Genomic DNA, 16,379 nt, shown 5'->3' on the forward strand with positions numbered 1-16,379 from the left:
CCGCCCCCGCCGATTCCGGATGGCCGAGACGCGATGCAACGTCCGCTCGATGCCCGCCCGGTTGTCCTCCCCCGGCGCCCCCACCCGCTCCAACACCTGCTGCAAATCCTCGGGCCCCACCAACGCCTCTCGCAGCCGCACCACCCGGTCCACCAGCCGCGCCTCGGGCGCTCGCCCCAAATCCAGCACCACCTCCAACACCCCCGAGACAGCAAGCGCCCGCACGCCCTCCCTCAACCCCTCTGGCAGCACGTCCACCAGCAACAGGAAGTCGTCAGCAACGGCGGCATCGGCACGCGATGAAGTCATGGCGCGTCTCCTCTACCGGAGCCTCGAGGCCGCTTCCATGCCCCCCACGAATCCCCTCGTGCTCGGCCACCCGGTGCCCACCCAGGGAAACCCTCTTCACCCCCACATCCCTTCCGCGACCCAGGCGAGCACGGTCCCCACCCGTCCACCCCGCCCCCCAGGACGCCCTCCGCGTTCACTGCCCATCGCGAAGCCTTGGTGAGCGTCTTGCTTTGCCCCGACCGGATTCCGCCAGGCGCGGCGCTGCGAAAGGGGTTGAGGACGTGACTTCCAGGCCTCACGAACGAAGGCTCGGGCACTGGCTCGCGAGCGCGGGCTGCATGCTGCTGCTCGCCGGCTGCAAGGGCGACTCACTGCCCAAGGCTCGCGTCCTCCCCGACCAGGACAATCCCCACACCCAGAATGACGAGTGCGAGAACGTCTCCGGTGACCCCGGCCGCGTCACCCTGCACCGCCTCAACCGCGCCGAGTACGACGCCACCGTGCGCGACCTGCTGGGCGACACCACCCGCCCCGCCCGCGACTTCCCGACCGACGACCACGGCTACGGCTTCGACAACAACGCGGATGTCCTCAGCCTGTCTCCCCTCCTCCTGGAGAAGTACGCCACGGCGGCGGAGAAGCTCGTGGAGACCGCCTGGGCCCAGGGCAAGCTGCGCACCTGCGCACTGGACGCCATCAATCCCGAGCCCTGTGCCCGCGACATCGTCTCGCGCTTCGCTCGCCGCGCCTGGCGCCGCCCCGTGACTTCCGAGGAGGTGGACCGGCTGCTGCGCGCCCTCACGCTCGCGAAGCAACAGGGAGACACGCCCGAGGCAGGCGTGAAGCTCGCCCTGCGCACAGTGCTCGTGTCGCCCCACTTCCTCTTCCGCGTGGAGAAGGACCCGGAGCCGACCTCCGCCACGCCGCGCCGGCTCGACGACTTCGAGCTGGCCAGCCGCCTCTCCTACTTCCTCTGGAGCAGCATGCCGGACGAGCCGCTCCTCCAGGCCGCCGAGCAAGGCAAGCTGCGCACGCCCGCGGAGCTGGAAGCCCAGATGCACCGCATGCTCGCGGACCCGAAGGCCCAGGCCCTGGTGAGCAACTTCGCGGGACAGTGGCTGTTCACCCGCGCGCTCAACTCGGCGGAGCCAGACCCCGCGCTCTACGGCGCCTTCAACGAAAAGCTGCGCGAGGCCATGCGCCAGGAGACCGAGCTGGTCTTCCAGGAGTTCATCACCGGCGACCACAAGCTGAGGGACCTCATCGACGCGCCCTTCACCTTCGTGAACGACGCGCTCGCCACCCACTACGGCCTGCCCCCACCCGGCAGCGGCACACCGCGACGCGTGGACCTCTCCGGTCATCCGGAACGCCAGGGCATCTTCGGCCACGGCTCACTGCTCACCGTCACCTCCAATTCGGACCGCACCTCGCCCGTGCAGCGCGGCGTCTGGGTGCTGGAGCAGCTGCTGTGCTCCGCGCCGCCACCGCCGCCGCCGAACGTGGAGGGCCTGCCGCCCCCCGTGAATCCTCACATGACGATGAAGGAGCGCATGGCGCTGCACCGCAGCCTACCCCAGTGCCAGGGCTGTCACCGGATGATGGACCCGCTGGGACTCTCGCTGGAGAACTATGACCCCATCGGCCGCTGGCGGCTGAACGAGGTCAGCGGCGCGCCCGTGGACGCCACCGGAGACCTGCCCGACGGCACCGTGCTCAACGGCAGCGTGGACATGCGGCGCTTCATCAAGGAGGACCCGAAGCTGCCCTCCTGCTTCACCGAGCACCTGCTCACCTACGCGCTCGGCCGAGGCATGGCGGAGGCCGACCACTGCGCGGTGAGGGAAATCGCCGCGACGGCGGAGGCCAGCGGCGGACGCCTCAGTGACTACATCCTCGCCATCGTCCTCAGCGACCACTTCACCTCCCGACGGGGAGACCCGGAGGCCCAGTCACCATGAGCAAGAAGCTGTCACTGTCCCGTCGGACCCTGCTGCGCGGCGCGGGCGCGCTGATGGCGCTCCCCCTGCTGGAGCGGATGGTGCCCGGCACCGCGCGCGCCGCTGAGGCCCTGCCCACCGCCCGCCGACTGGCGGTCTTCTACGTGCCCAATGGCATTCACATGCAGAAGTGGACACCGACAGGCACCGGCGCCACCTGGGAGCTGACGCCATCGCTCCAGCCGCTGGCGCCCGTGAAGAGCGACGTGCTCGTCATCAGCGGGCTCGCCAACGACTCCGGCAGGCCGGACGGAGACGGGCACCACGCCGCGGGCACCGCCGCGCTCCTGTCCTGCACCAAGGCCTTCAAGACGGAGGGCACCGACTTCCACGCGGGCATCTCCATGGACCAGGTCATCGCCAACCACCTGGCCCAACAGAAGGCCACGCGTTATCCCTCGCTGGAGCTGGGCAACGACGCGGGCCGAGGCATCGGCAACTGCGACTCCGGCTACGCATGCCCCTACGCCAACAACATCTCCTGGGCAGGGCCCCGCACCCCCATGGCCAAGGAGGCTCGCCCCAAGGCTGTCTTCGACCGACTCTTCGCGGGCGTCGACCCCGGGACGACGCAGGCCCAGATAGAGAAGCGCCGCGCCTACGGCCTGAGCATCATCGACTTCGTTCGCGAGGACGCCACCACGCTCCAGAAGCAGCTCGGCGCCACGGACCGCCGCAAGCTCGATGAGTACTTCACCAGCGTGCGCGATTTGGAGAAGCAGATGGAGGCCCTGGGCCAGCAAGGCATCACGTGTGGAAGCCAGGTCGCCCCCAGCGAAGACGAAGACCCGCGCACCAAGACGAAGGCGATGATGGACCTCATCGTCCTCGCCTTCCAATGCGACCTCACCCGCGTCGCGACCTTCATGATGGCCAACGCGCGCAGCAACAAGGTGTATGGCTTTTTGGGACTCAGCGGCGGACACCACGCCTACTCGCATCACCAGTACGTCCAGTCCAACTACGACGCCCTGGCGCGCATCGACCGGTGGGAGGTGGAGCAGTACGCCTACCTCGTGCGGCGTCTGAAGGAGTCCCAGGATGGACCAGGCGCGTCGCTGCTCGACAGCTCGCTGGTGTACTTCACCAGCGAGGTCGAGGACGGCAACGCGCACATCCACCGGAACCTGCCCGTGCTCCTCGCGGGCAAGGGGGGTGGAGCCATCGGGACGGACCGGCATCTGCGCGCACCGGGCATGCCCATCGCGAACCTCTACATCTCCATGATGCGGGCCATGGGCGTCCCCAACGTCACCACTTTCGGCGCGGATGGCACGGGCGAGCTGGCGGGGCTCGGGGGGTAGACGCCGACCTCGCGGACGCGGGGATTCAACGTCACATGCACGCGTGGGAGTCCTGACGCATCATTCTCGTCATGCGTCCGTCTTCCCTCGCGCTTCGCTGGCCTCTCCTCGTCCTGCTCGTCCTTCCGCTCAGCTGCGTCCCGGCCACCTCCAAGTCGGGGCAGCGCAAGTCCTCGACGGCCCCGCGCGCCGCGACCACCGCGTCCCGGGGGCAGCAGACGTCCGCGCGCGGCACGCCCCAGGAGTCGCGCCCCACGCCGTCCCCCGCGAAGGACTTCGCGCGGGACATGGTGGAGGCGCACAACGAGGCCCGCGCGCAGGCTCGGCCGACACCGAAGCCTTCGCTTCCGCCGCTCGTCTGGTCCGAGGACGCCGCGCGACAGGCCGCCTCGTGGGCGAAGGCGTGCAAGTTCGACCACAACCCCGACCGGGGTGACTTCGGGGAGAACCTGGCCGCCGCCACTCCGGATGCGTGGGGGACACGACAGGTGGTGAAGAGCTGGGCGGATGAAGTCGCGGACTACGACCACGCGCGCAACACCTGCAAGAAGGGCAAGGTGTGCGGCCACTACACGCAGGTGGTGTGGCGCAAGACGGGCGCGGTCGGCTGCGCCACGGTGCTGTGCAAGAAGAACTCGCCCTTCGGCAGCCAGTTCCCCACGTGGCAGCTCTGGGTGTGCAACTACACGCCGCCCGGAAACTTCGTCGGACAGCGGCCCTACTGAGTCGGGCTGCCCGTGGGTACGCGGTCCGCACACCCTTTCGGACGTGGCGAGGGCGGCGGATAATCCGCGCCATGAACCGCTCCCTCGTCCGACCTCTGCTGACCTGCGGTCTCCTCGTGGCCTGGCTCGCCGGTGCCGGCTGCGGCTCGGATGAGCCGGACGATGACGGCCCGGACACCGGAGACTCCGGCACTCCCGACTCGGGTTCTGGCACGCCGGACTCCGGTTCGGGCACACCTGACTCGGGTTCCGGTACGCCGGACTCCGGTTCGGGCACACCTGACTCGGGCTCTGGTACGCCGGACTCTGGTTCGGGCACACCCGACTCGGGCTCTGGCACGCTGTCGCCGTTCGCCCAGGACATGCTCGCGGGACACAACGCCACCCGCGCCGCCGCACAGCCCACGCCGAGCCCCGCGCTGGACCCACTCACCTGGGACACGGCGGCGGAGAACGTCGCGAAGGCGTATGCGGCGAAGTGCAAGTTCGAGCACAACCCCGACCGTGGCAGCTACGGCGAGAACCTCACCGCCGCCACGCCGAACTCCATGTCCACCCGGAACGTGGTGGAGGGCTGGAGCAGCGAGGTCAAGGACTACAACTACGCGAACAACACGTGCACGAGCGGCAAGATGTGCGGCCACTACACGCAGGTGGTGTGGCGCAACACGAAGCGCGTGGGCTGCGCCACGCAGGTGTGCACGATCAACTCGCCCTGGGGCAGCCAGTTTCCCACGTGGCAGCTCTGGGTCTGTAACTACGCGCCCCCGGGCAACTACTCGGGCCAGCGGCCGTACTGAGTCTGGCCCTCAGCGCTCCAGCGCGCGAAGCCACGCGGAGAGGGTGTCGAGCGCATCGCTCGTCACCACCTCCACTCCCGGCTGGTCCTCCCGCGCCGGCTCCGCGAGCCAGTGGTCCGCGCGAGCAATCACCTTCACCAGCGCCCTTCCCGGCGCGCCGGGCCGCAGCTTCAGCCCGCGATTCAGCGCGCGCGCCGTGAGCGAAGCGGGCGTCGTCTCATCGCGCTCGCCCAGGAGCGCGAGCACCGGCCCGCGCACCCGCCGCAGGTCCTCCGCCGCGTCGTAGGACAACACGTTGCGCCACATCTTGCGCTGCACGTCCAGGAAGCGCGCCACCGGCAGGCCCTTGAAGGGCGGCATCGCCGTCACCGCATACCAACGCTTGCGCTTGGCCCGCTGGAGCTGGAAGTCGAGCGTCTTCAACGCACGCGCCGCGCCCTCGTCCGTGTACAGGCGCGCGTCGTACAGCACGTCGAGGAACTCCGTCAGGTCCACCAGCTCCGGCCCCGTGAGGCCCCGCCGCCGACCCTCGTTGCGCATGCGGTGCTGCTCCTGCTTCCACACCGCGCCGCCCCCTCCGGACACCAGCACCAGGAACCCCACGTCCTCCGGCGACTGCGCCGCCGCGCTCACCGCCGTCCACGCGCCCTGGCCAAAACCCATCAACCCCACCGCGCCACCCGGCGCCACCCGCTCCCGCAACAGCCGCGCCGCCACCAACCCATCCACCGCCCGCTCCCGCACCCCGGACTCCCACGGCTGACTGTCCCCCGTGGAGCGCCCCGTGCCTCGCGCATCGAACGTGAGCACCGCGAGCCCCTGCTCGACGAGGAACGCCGGATAGGGCTCCAGCGACTCGCGCGTGCCCTGCCCCGCCTCGTGCAGCAGCACCACCGCGTGCCGGGGCGGCCCTCCCGCCGGCAACCACAGCGTCGCGGACAAGGTGACGTCGCCGCTGCGCAACGAGAGCTCCTCGGTGCGCACCGGCACGGGCTCCAGCACGAGCGCCCCGGCGGCCACTCCGCTCAACGTCAACGTCGGCGCGCGCCACACGGCCAGCGCCGCGGGCCGGCTGCCCTCCAGCGACCACAACCCCTCGCCCCGAGGCTCCAGCCGCCAACGCCGCCGCGAGGCGAAGTCCATCAAGAAGGCAGACGACGCGTCCCGGCCCACCCGCACCAGGCCCCCATCGGGACGCCGCCACGCTCCCGCGAACGGCGGAGGCGCGTCAGCCACCACGGGCGACGCCGCCAGCGCCACGCTCCCGGAGAGCAGCAGCCCCAGGCCCACCACGACACTCACACCCATCCTCGACAACCGCACCTCCCGAAGCCGTGCTCCTGTTCAAGCCGACCTGGAGCCCAGGAGCAACCTCGCGTCACGCTCCCGCGAACACATGTGGACCGCTGGACATCCGCGCCCTGTCAGCGCCGCAGGTGGTGCTCGAAGAACATCGACGTCTCCGCCCAGGCCATCGCCGCCGCGCGCTCGTCGTAGCGCTGGCCGGACGGGTTGGCGAACGCATGCTCCCCTTCCAGCTCGACGATGCGGTGGCGCACCCCCGCCGCGTTCAACGCCTCCCGGAACTCTTGCACCGTCTCGGGCGGAATCGACGCGTCCTTCGTCCCGAAGATGCCCAGGAGGGGCGCCCGGATGGCCGCCAGCTCCTGAGGGTCCGTCACCGGGTTGCCATAGTAGATGACCGCCGCGTCCAGCTCCGGAATCGCCATGGCCGCATGCAGCGACCAGCTCCCACCGAAGCACCAGCCCAGGCTCCCCGTGCGAGTCGCGCGCACCCGCGAGTCCTCCCGCAGGAACGCGTGCGCCGCCTTCAGCACCTGCATCCCACGCGCCGGGTCCACCGCCTTGAGCAACGCGAGCGCCTCATCCGACGTGGTGGCCACCTTGCCGCCATACAGGTCCACCGCCAGCGCCGCGTAGCCGTTGGCCGCCAGCCGGTCCGCCCAGTGTCGGATGTGAGGATTCAGGCCCCACCACTCGTGGATGAGCAGCACGGCGGGCAGCGGCGCCTTCGCGTCGGGCGGCAGGCTCAGGTACGCCTTCGTCCCGGCCACCTCCACCTCCTGACCCAGGAGCTCCGGCGGCGCGTCACCGCGCAGGGTGTGCATCGCCTTGAACTCGGCCTCGGAGACCGCGCCCGTGGACGACGGCTCGCGCAGCACCTCGTGGGGCTTGCCCCGCGTGCAACCTCCCACCAGCAACAACGCGCCCAACAGCAGCAGGTGACGGTGCATCGCGTTCCTCCCTCGGCGTGTGGCGCTCCGAGCGCCCCAAACGAAGAGGGCTGGCAAGGGATTCCCCTGGCCAGCCCTCCTCTCTCCCGCTCCGAGTGGAGCAGGGAGGTGACTACTTCTTCTGCGCGGCCGACGGAGGCGTCGCGGGAGCACCCGGCGCACCCGGCGCGCCAGCAGCAGGCGCCTCGGGGGGCTTGACGATCTCCAGCAGCTCCACCTCGAACACCAGGGCCGAACCACCCGGGATGTTCGGGGGCGCGCCGCGGTCGCCGTAGGCGATGTCGGACGGGCACACCAGCTTGGCCTTGCCGCCGACCTTCATCTTCTGCACGCCCTCCGTCCAGCACTTGATGACGCCCTGGAGCGGGAACTGCGTGGGCTCGCCCCGCTTGTAGGAGCTGTCGAACTCCGTGCCGTTGGGCAGCGTGCCCTTGTAGTGGACCTTCACGATGTCCGTGGCCTTCGGGGAATCACCCGTGCCCGCGGTCAGCTCCTTGTAGACGAGACCCGACTCGGTCTTCGTCGCGCCGGACTCCTTCGACGCCTCGTCCAGGAACTTCTTGGAGTTCTCCTTCTCCTTCTCCGCCTTCTGGGTGCTGCGCGCGCGCGCCAGCTCCTGCAGCTTCGGCCCGTACGTCTCCAGCTCCACCGCGGGCTTCTCGCCCTTGACCTGCGCGGTGAGGCCCGCCTTGACGTACTCCAGCTCCTCCGGAGTCATCTCGAACACGCTGATGCTCTTGCCGATGGACAGGCCGAGCGCGTACAGCGTCTTCTGGTCCTCGCTCTGCGGGGTGGCCGCCGCGCCCGGCGTCGTCGCCGTGGCACTGCCATCCTTCGCACCCTGAGGCTGGCACGCCGCCACGCTCAGCATCATCGCAACCAGACACATCTTCCGCATGTGTTTGCCCTTCCTTGGCTTGCAGCGGCAGCGAACCCGCTGCCAGTCACAGTTCCGGAGGGGCGACTTACTACAGAAACGCGCGTTCATCTGCTCGCCGGCACCACCTGGACGCTCAACAGCGCCAGACTTTGGCCTTCATTCCATCTGGGTGGGATATTTCTCCACCCGGCGTCTTCGTCGCCCGGACTCAGGGTGACTCGGACGGACCTTCACCCGTGGGGGGCGCCTCCAGGTACGCCAGCAGGGGCTCGCGCAGGGGGCCCAGGCGTTTGTAGCCGCTCATGTCATCGGGGACGGTGCGCAGCACCTGGGCCAGGCGGCGGCGGCGCTCGGGCGTGGGCACCTCGCCGGCGACGGGTGCCAGGTACGTGTGGATGGTGAAGAGGACGGCGCCGGACTCCGGGAGGCGGCTGAGCGTCTGGCGCTCCAGGCGCAGGAAGCAGCGCTCACCGGCGTTCTGGGGGGTGAGGCCGTCGAAGAGGTGCAGCCACTCCGCCCGCGCCCGCGGCTCCATGCACAGCCGGTCCGTGACGGTGAGGGCCCAGTTGCAGCGCGTGACGGTGCGCCCCGGCTTGAGGCCCTCCATCAACCGCAGCGTGGCGGCACCCACCTGCTCGGCGAAGCGCGGCACTGGTGCGTGGACCTCCAACAACGGCCGGCCCAGCTTCTGGTCCAGGCACCACCCGGAAGGAAAACAGAGCTGGCCGGCGACCAGCGGAAAACCCTCACGCGCGCCGTCGAGCACCAGCAGATCCTCCTGCACCTGCCGGCCCACCCAGTCCAGCGGCGCCAGGGGCAGGCTTTCCGCGTCTCCCGGCACGAAGCGGGAATCCGTGCCGAGCAGCGCGTTGCGCCAGTGCCAGCGTCCGCCCTCGCCTTCGAGCCGCGTGAAGTGAGCGGGCGACTCGTCCGCCATGCGCGTCAGTAAAAGCCTCAAAACCTCCCATTGAAGCGGCTCCGTTCCTGGCAATGCCTGGAATCGCGCGCGGAAATCCTCGCGCAGCAGCGACGCCTTCAACGCCAGCTCAGCCGCATAATGCGGTGCGTCTATCTCGATGAGTGTTTCACCTGCCCGCAGGGCGCGTACTCCAAGTGCCGTCGCATAGGTGTCCTGCTCGAAGGGGAAGTAGGGCAGCACGAGGGACGCATCTCCTGACCCGCGAAAATACAGGCTCCATTCCATTGCACATCGCACCGCGTCACGAAACCCAGGCGTGGAGGAATTCCTCACCGAACGCTTGAGGTCGGGCGGCGCGGAGACGAGTATTCGCGCATCCCTCGCCGCGCTTCTCAGCATCGCACTCATGTGAGTCGAAGAGGCGCGCCTTTCCGCAGGAGGAAACCTGATGAACCGTCTGCCGCTTTCGCGCGTGTCACGTGCCGTGCTCGTCGCCACGCTGGGTCTGCTCGCCATTCCCGCATGCTCGGATGATGACGATGACCGGACGTTCGCGAGCGCCAACCCGGACCCGGGCCCCGGTGTGCCGGACTCGGGCACGCCGGATTCGGGGACCCCGGACTCCGGGACTCCTGACTCAGGTACCGTGTGGCCCGCCGAGTTCTCATGTACCGACGCCCAGCGGACGACGGTGACCTTCAATCCGGGTCAGGAGCAGGCGCTGCAGAACGAGGTCAATGAGCTCAAGCCCTGCACCACGATTCAGCTGGGCGCGGGCACGTTCCGCTTCGACAACGCGGTGACCATCCGCCAGGACGGCATCACCATCGTCGGCGCGGGCCGGGGCGCGCAGGGTGAGGGCACCGGTGGCACCGCCAGCACCGTGCTGGACTTCTCCAACGCCGCCTCCAACACCAACGGCATGGACGTGATTGGCAAGCTGTTCACGGTGCGCGACCTGGCGCTGTGGAACGCGAAGAAGGACGCGCTGCGCGTGGAGAACTCCGCCAACGTGTTCATCCAGCGCATCCGCACCGAGTGGGCGCAGGAGAACAACCCGGACAACGGCAAGTACGGCATCTACCCGGTGAAGTCGCGCTACGTGCTCGTCGAGGACAGCGAGGCGTACAACGCCGCCGACGCCGGCATCTACGTGGGCCAGACGCGCTACACCATCGTCCGCCGCAACATCGCGAAGAAGAACGTGGCGGGCATCGAAATCGAGAACACGAAGTACGCCTATGTGGAGGGCAACACGGCCATCGACAACACCACGGGTCTGGTGGTGTTCGACCTGCCGGGCAACCCCATCAAGGGCACCGACATCCTCATCACCAAGAACATCATCACCGGCAACAACCGCCCCAACTTCGCGTCGGTGACGACCAGCAGCAGCACGGTGTCGCAGGTGCCGGCGGGCACGGGCACGTTCATCCTGGCGTCGCGCCGGGTGGAGTTCGTGGGCAACACGTGGGGTGACAACGAGACGGTGGACATCGCGGTGCTCAGCGGCCTGTCCATCGAGCCCAACCCCGTCCTGTGGGCAGCGGCCTTCTACAACTTCGCCAGCGCGGACGTGAGCATCCACGACAACACCTTCACGGGTGGCAGCGGCGGCAACATCGACCATGGCGCGCCGAGCATGACGCTCCGCCCGCTGGGCTTCCTGATGTCCAACCTCTACGCCTACGGCAAGGCCGTGCACGGCGTGGAGCGGGTGGAGCACGTGCTGTGGGACGGCATCGACCCGTATCCGCGCAACGAGACCATCGCCAACGGCATCAACATCTGCTTCGTCAACAACACGCTGCCGGCGTCCTCGAAGGAGTCCGTGGTGGACCTGGACCTGATGGCCGTGACGGCGAAGCTCACCGCGACGACGCCCGACCCGACGGGTGCCTGGGCGGAGACGCGCCGCTACAACCAGGGCGTGGCGCCGTTCAACTGCTCGGGCTTCAGCCCCGCGCTGGCGCTTCCCTGAGCAGCGGTTCAAGGACTGACTCGCCATGCGCGCGCCGTACATGACTCGCCTGGGCCTCGCCGCGGTGCTGTTCGCCGCGGCGGTGGCCGCCTGCTCGGGTGGAAACGATGACCCACCGGGCGGCGACAACCCGCCTGACTCGGGGAACCACGACAGCGGCACCCCGGATGCGGGTGACTCTGGCACTCCGTCCACACCCGACGCGGGGCCGGACGCTGGACCGGATGCCGGTGAACCCGACGCCGGAGTGGATGCGGGGACGGACGCGGGCACTCCCGATGCGGGGCTGCCCGAGGGCACCGTCACCATCCCCAACAAGCTGTCGGACCTGGGGCTGTTCACCGGGAGCCCGGCGACCAGCGACTTCCAGCCCGTGGCGGGCAACATCCCCTACGAGCTGACCACGCCGCTGTTCTCCGACTACTCGCTGAAGTCCCGCACGCTGTATGTGCCCGCGGGCAAGGCGGCGGTGTACTCGGCGTCGGACGTGTTGGATTTGCCGGTGGGGACCATCATCACCAAGACGTTCGCGTTCCCCGCCGACTTCCGGGAGCCGGACAAGAACGTGCGCCCCCTGGAGACGCGCATCCTGGTGCGGCAGCCGGGCGGCTGGGAGGCGTATCCCTACGTCTGGAATGACGCGCTGACGGAGGCGGACAAGGCCGTGGGCGGCAAGGTGTTCAAGAACTTCGAGTTCATCGACGCCCAGGGCGTGGCGAAGAAGTTCGACTACCTGGTGCCCCAGCGCAACCAGTGCCAGAAGTGCCACCACGTGGTGGATGAGCAGGACAACCAGCAGCTGCTGCCCATCGGCGTGAAGGCCCGGTATCTCAACCGGGACCATGTCTACGACGGACAGACGCTCAACCAGCTCCAGCACCTGGCGGACCTCGGGAAGCTGACGGGGTTGCCTCCCGCCATCCAGATTCCTCGCGCGCCGGACGCCTTCAACACGGCGGAGGCGAGCCTGGAGATTCGCGCGCGCACCTACCTGGATATCAACTGCGCGCACTGCCACAACCCGAAGGCGCAGCCCGGCATCACCAGCCGGCTGTTCCTGGACATCAAGACGACGGACGAGTTCAGCCTGGGCCACTGCAAGCGGCCGGGCTCCGCGGGCAACGGCGTGGGCGGTGAGTTCGACATCGTCCCCGGAGACCACTCCACGTCCATCCTCTGGTACCGCATGAACACCGAGGAGTCGGGAAAGATGATGCCGGAGATTGGCCGGGCCCTGCGCCACGACGCGGGCTCGCAGCTCATCGCCGACTGGATTGACGCCATGACGCCCCGCACCTGCAAGTAGGGCGACACGCGTATCGGCTGACAGCCCCCTCAGTGCCTTCCGGGCGCGGAGGGGGCTTTCCTTTTGAAGATGCGTCCGTGAGGGACGGCGACTTTCGGCGGGGGTGCCGCATAATCCCGGGCGCATGTCCCTTCCCGCCCTGGCCCGAGCGGCCGGCCTCGTCCTCGCGCTGGCCGTGTTCGCCTCGTGCCGCATCGAGTCCGCCGCGCCCTCGTCCGGCGCCACCCTCTCCCACGAGGGCGCGCCGTCCGGCGAGGTCTGGGTCTACACGTCCATGTACCAGCACGTGCTGGACGCGCTGGAGCCGCTGCTGAAGAAGAAGCTCCCCGGCGTCACGGTGCGCTGGTACCAGGCCGGCAGTGAGAAGGTGGCCAGCCGGGTGGAGGCCGAGCGCGCCGCCGGCGCCGTGCGCGCCGACATCCTCTCCGCGTCGGACCCGTTCTTCGTCGAACGGCTGGCACGCTCCGGCGCCTTCCTTCCCTATGCCTCCCCGCATGTGCTGCGCGTCCCGCGCTCGCTGCTGGATTTGGACGCCCGCCATGCCTCCATCCGCGTATCCACCATGGTGCTGGTGCACCGCGAGGACTCCCCTCCTCCGCCCACGTCCTTCGCGGCGCTGGTGGACGGGACGTGGACGGGACGGGTGGCCATCGGCGACCCGCTCACGTCGGGCACGGCCTTCACCTGGGCGGTGTTCTGTCAGTCGAAGTATGGCGACGGGTACTTCACCGGCCTGCGCGAGCGCGGCGCCATCGTCGCGGGCGGCAACGCGGCGGTGCTCCAGAAGGTGGAGAGCGGCGAGGCGGACGCGGGCGTGCTGCTGCTGGAGAACGCGCTGACGGCCCGCTCACGCGGCAGTCGGATTCGCGTGGTCTGGCCCACCGACGGCGCCGTCACCATCCCCGGGCCCGTGGCCCTCTTCGCGACGACACCCAACCCCGTGGCCGCGAAGGCGGTGGTGGACGTGCTCCTGTCTCCCGAGGGCCAGCGCCTCATCGTCGAGAAGGGTGACATGCACGCGGTGGATCCACGCCTCCCCGGCCCCGGCGGCGAGCCCGGCGTGGACACCCTGCTGACACGCACGCAGCCGTGGACAGCCGCGCTGATGGAAGAGGGCCTCACGCGCGGTGGCGTCATCAAGGAAGCCTTCAGCCGGGCCTTCTCGAAATGAGCCCCCCGGCGCGGTGGCTCGGGCTGTTCGCGTGGCTTGTGCCCCTGGTCCTCTTCGCGGTGGGCCCGGTGGTGCTGCTGCTCGCGCGCGGCGCGGGAGCCCCGGGAACGCTCGGCTGGGATTGGCTGGCCTCGGAGGCGGGCGCGCTGGGCAACACGCTGGCCATCTCCGGCGGGGCGGCGGTGCTCGCGCTCGTCCTGGGCACGCCCCTGTCGCTGTTGCTGTTCCGCACGGACCTGCCGCTGCGCGGCGCCTTCACCGTCCTCTTCACCCTGCCCTCGGCGATTCCCGCGTTCATCTGGGGCATGGGTTGGCTGTCATTGGCCAGTCCGCGCGCGGGCTATCTCAACCGGCTGCTGGGTGAGGGCACGCTCGACATCCACGGCCCGGTGGGCATCGCCTTCGTGGAGGGATTGTCCGGACTGCCGCTGGTGCTGCTGGCGGGCGCGGCGGCCTTGCGACGCGTGGACCCCGCATTGGAGGAGGCCGCGCGCGTGTGCGGCGCCTCGCCCGCGCGGGCCCTGCTGACGACGACGGTGCCGCTGGTGCTCCCCTCGCTCCTGTCCGGCGCGGTGATGGTGTTCCTGATGGCGGCGTCGTCGTTTGGCGTGCCGTACCTGCTGGGCGTGTCCGCGTCTCCGCCCACGCGCGTGCTCACCACGCGCATCTACGAACTCGTGCTGCTCGGGGACGAGGGCCTGGGCCGGGCCTCCGCGCTCGCGCTCGCGCTGCTGCTCCTCACACCCCTGTCCCTGCTGGCGACGTGGGCCCTGGGCCGCTCGGGCCGCGTGCGGCTGAGCACGGGCAAGGGCCTGGCCTCGCGTCCCCTGCCCCTGGGCCGCGCGCGCACCGGGGCCACCGTGGGGGTCGCGAGCACGTGCGCGCTGCTCGTGTTGCTGCCGCTCGCCGCCATCCTGCTCACCTCGCTCCAGCGCAGCTTCGGGGCGAGGCTTGCGTGGGAGGAGCTCACGCTCGCGCACTGGTCCGGCGTCCTGCTGGAGCCGCGCACCCTGCGCGCCACGGGGCTCAGCCTGCTGCTCGCGACGGGAGCGGGCGCGCTGGTGTGTGGGCTGGGGCTCGCCGCGGCCCTGCTCCAGCGGGCCTTCCGCCGACTCGGCGCGGGCGTGGAGGCCGTCGCCGTATGGCCCTATGCGGTGCCGGGCACGGTGCTGGCCCTGGCGCTGCTGCTCGCCTTCTCGCGGGACTGGCGCTTCATCCTCGTGGACAAGGTGGCCTTCGTGCTCGCGCTGGCGCACACGCCGTGGCTGCTGCTCATCGCCTACGCGGCGAAGTACCTGGCGCTGGGGACGCGCAACAGCGCGGAGGCGCTGGCCCAGTTGGACCCGTCCCTGACGGAGGCGGCGCGCATCAGCGGAGCGGGGCCGCTGCGGGCCTTCGTCGACGTGCCCCTGCCCCTCTTGCGACCCGCGCTCACGGTGGCCTTCATCCTGGCCTTCCTCTCGTGCGCGACGGAAATCACCATGTCCGTGTTGCTGGTGCCCGCGGGCTCGGAGGTGCTGGGCAAGCTGCTGTTCGACCTGCAGAGCTACGCGGACCCTGCCGCGGCGGCGGTGCTGGCCTGCGCCTTCGTCGCGCTGGTGGTGCTGGGACAAGCGGTGCTCGCGCTGGTGGCCCGGCGCGCGGCGGAGGCGCGGTGATGGCGGCGATTTCGTTGGAGGGGTTGTTCAAGTCCTACGGCGCCACGCCCGTGGTGCGCGGCCTGAGCCTCGAGGTCCGCGAGGGCGAGCTCGTCTCGCTGCTGGGCCCGTCCGGCTGCGGCAAGACGACGACGCTGCGGATGCTCGCGGGCCTGGAGCACCCCGACACGGGCGTCATCCGCATTGGCGGGGAGATGGTGGCGGGGCCGGGCGTGCGCGTGCCGCCCGAGCGGCGCGGACTGGGCATGGTGTTCCAGGGCTACGCCGTCTGGCCGCACCGCTCGGTGGAAGAGAACGTGGCCTATCCGCTGACGCTGCGTCGCATGTCGAAGACAGAGGTCGCCGCGAAGGTGCGCGAGGCCCTGCGTTGGGTCCGCCTGGAGGCGCTGGCGACTCGAAGGCCCCACGAGCTGTCGGGCGGACAGCTTCAGCGCGTGGCCCTGGCGCGCGCCCTGGTGGCCAGCCCCCGCGTGCTGCTGCTGGACGAGCCGCTCTCCAACCTGGACGCGGCGCTGCGTGAGGAGCTGCGCGCGGAGCTGGCGGCCCTGCGCGCGCGGCTGGGCACCACGCTCGTCTTCGTCACGCATGACCAGGGCGAGGCGCTCGCGCTGTCGGACCGCATCGCGGTGATGAACCAGGGCGTGCTGGAGCAGGTGGACGCGCCCGAGACGCTGTATCGCGAGCCGGCCACGCCCTTCGTCGCGGGCTTCGTCGGCGGAGCGAACGTCCTCACCGGCGAGGTGCGCGAGGGCGCCTTCCACACCGCGCGGAGCGGCACGGTGTTCCAACTGCCGGCCGACACCTCGGCGCCCCCCGGCCCCGCGACCCTGGTCGTGCGGCCCGAGGACCTGGCGCTCGGTGAACAGGGCACCCCTCTGCCCCTCTCCGCGCGCCTGTTCCTCGGACACGCCGCCGAGTACCGCTTCCCCGTCGACGGCACCCTGCTGCGCGTGGTGGCCCCACCACTTGAAGTGCGCCCGGGTCAGACACTCAAAGTCCAACTCCGCAAGGCGCGCCTGTTCTCCGTCGGCTGAGATTTCGAGAGTCTTCGGAGGAGTCGCCCTGGATGATTCCGGACTCGTTGATTGA

At 70.0% G+C, this 16,379-nt stretch carries 13 protein-coding genes and 1 pseudogene; 9 read left to right on the forward strand and 5 right to left on the reverse strand.

What is annotated here, in order from left to right:
* A pseudogene (locus HUA78_RS22105) lies at positions 1 to 309 on the reverse strand (AAA family ATPase); the annotation flags it as partial.
* 263 nt (positions 310 to 572) lie between these two features.
* Between HUA78_RS22105 and HUA78_RS22110 the strand changes: the two are divergent.
* The 4 genes from HUA78_RS22110 (at position 573) to HUA78_RS22125 (ending at position 5,120) form a co-directional block, all read left to right on the forward strand.
* Positions 573 to 2,252 carry a DUF1592 domain-containing protein gene (locus tag HUA78_RS22110; RefSeq protein ID WP_371745637.1) on the forward strand — a complete coding sequence of 560 codons (1,680 nt, stop codon included), beginning with the start codon at positions 573 to 575 and terminating at the stop codon, positions 2,250 to 2,252.
* Entirely contained in the window at positions 2,249 to 3,595 is a 1,347-nt protein-coding gene (locus HUA78_RS22115; protein WP_174460623.1) for a DUF1552 domain-containing protein, read from the forward strand. The genes HUA78_RS22110 and HUA78_RS22115 overlap by 4 nt, the downstream gene beginning before the upstream one ends.
* A 71-nt stretch (positions 3,596 to 3,666) precedes the next feature.
* Positions 3,667 to 4,320, forward strand: a complete 654-nt coding sequence (locus HUA78_RS22120; protein ID WP_174460622.1) for a CAP domain-containing protein — start codon at positions 3,667 to 3,669, stop codon at positions 4,318 to 4,320.
* Positions 4,321 to 4,391: 71 nt separating this feature from the next.
* Positions 4,392 to 5,120, forward strand: a complete 729-nt coding sequence (locus HUA78_RS22125; RefSeq protein ID WP_174460621.1) for a CAP domain-containing protein — start codon at positions 4,392 to 4,394, stop codon at positions 5,118 to 5,120.
* A gap of 9 nt (positions 5,121 to 5,129) precedes the next feature.
* Here HUA78_RS22125 and HUA78_RS22130 read toward each other — a convergent pair whose 3' ends face one another.
* The 4 genes from HUA78_RS22130 to HUA78_RS22145 all read right to left on the reverse strand — a co-directional run bounded on the left by HUA78_RS22130 (position 5,130) and on the right by HUA78_RS22145 (position 9,414).
* Positions 5,130 to 6,428, reverse strand: a complete 1,299-nt coding sequence (locus HUA78_RS22130) for an alpha/beta hydrolase (protein ID WP_174460620.1) — start codon at positions 6,426 to 6,428, stop codon at positions 5,130 to 5,132.
* Between the two features lie 116 nt (positions 6,429 to 6,544).
* Entirely contained in the window at positions 6,545 to 7,375 is an 831-nt protein-coding gene (locus HUA78_RS22135; RefSeq protein ID WP_174453790.1) for a dienelactone hydrolase family protein, read from the reverse strand.
* Between the two features lie 112 nt (positions 7,376 to 7,487).
* Entirely contained in the window at positions 7,488 to 8,273 is a 786-nt protein-coding gene (locus tag HUA78_RS22140) for an FKBP-type peptidyl-prolyl cis-trans isomerase (RefSeq protein WP_141645450.1), read from the reverse strand.
* Positions 8,274 to 8,463: 190 nt separating this feature from the next.
* Entirely contained in the window at positions 8,464 to 9,414 is a 951-nt protein-coding gene (locus HUA78_RS22145) for a DUF3445 domain-containing protein (protein ID WP_174453789.1), read from the reverse strand.
* A gap of 208 nt (positions 9,415 to 9,622) precedes the next feature.
* Between HUA78_RS22145 and HUA78_RS22150 the strand changes: the two genes are divergently transcribed.
* From HUA78_RS22150 to HUA78_RS22170, 5 genes are all read left to right on the forward strand, one after another.
* A complete protein-coding gene (locus tag HUA78_RS22150) occupies positions 9,623 to 11,155 on the forward strand; it encodes a parallel beta-helix domain-containing protein (protein WP_174477094.1) in 1,533 nt (510 codons plus the stop codon).
* Positions 11,156 to 11,180: 25 nt separating this feature from the next.
* Entirely contained in the window at positions 11,181 to 12,461 is a 1,281-nt protein-coding gene (locus HUA78_RS22155; RefSeq protein WP_174453788.1) for an SO2930 family diheme c-type cytochrome, read from the forward strand.
* Positions 12,462 to 12,585: 124 nt separating this feature from the next.
* Positions 12,586 to 13,632 (forward strand): ABC transporter substrate-binding protein, encoded by a 1,047-nt coding sequence (locus HUA78_RS22160; protein ID WP_174477095.1) that lies wholly within the window; start codon positions 12,586 to 12,588, stop codon positions 13,630 to 13,632.
* Positions 13,629 to 15,290, forward strand: coding sequence for an iron ABC transporter permease (locus HUA78_RS22165; RefSeq protein WP_174460616.1), 1,662 nt, complete (start codon positions 13,629 to 13,631; stop codon positions 15,288 to 15,290). The genes HUA78_RS22160 and HUA78_RS22165 overlap by 4 nt, the downstream gene beginning before the upstream one ends.
* The gene (locus HUA78_RS22170; protein ID WP_174453785.1) at positions 15,290 to 16,324 is read left to right on the forward strand and encodes an ABC transporter ATP-binding protein; all 1,035 of its coding nucleotides are present in this window, start codon (positions 15,290 to 15,292) and stop codon (positions 16,322 to 16,324) included. Before HUA78_RS22165 ends, HUA78_RS22170 begins: the two co-directional genes overlap by 1 nt.
* Positions 16,325 to 16,379: the final 55 nt, after the last annotated feature.

This window comes from Myxococcus sp. CA033, assembly GCF_013336625.1.
GTDB lineage: Bacteria > Myxococcota > Myxococcia > Myxococcales > Myxococcaceae > Myxococcus > Myxococcus llanfairpwllgwyngyllgogerychwyrndrobwllllantysiliogogogochensis.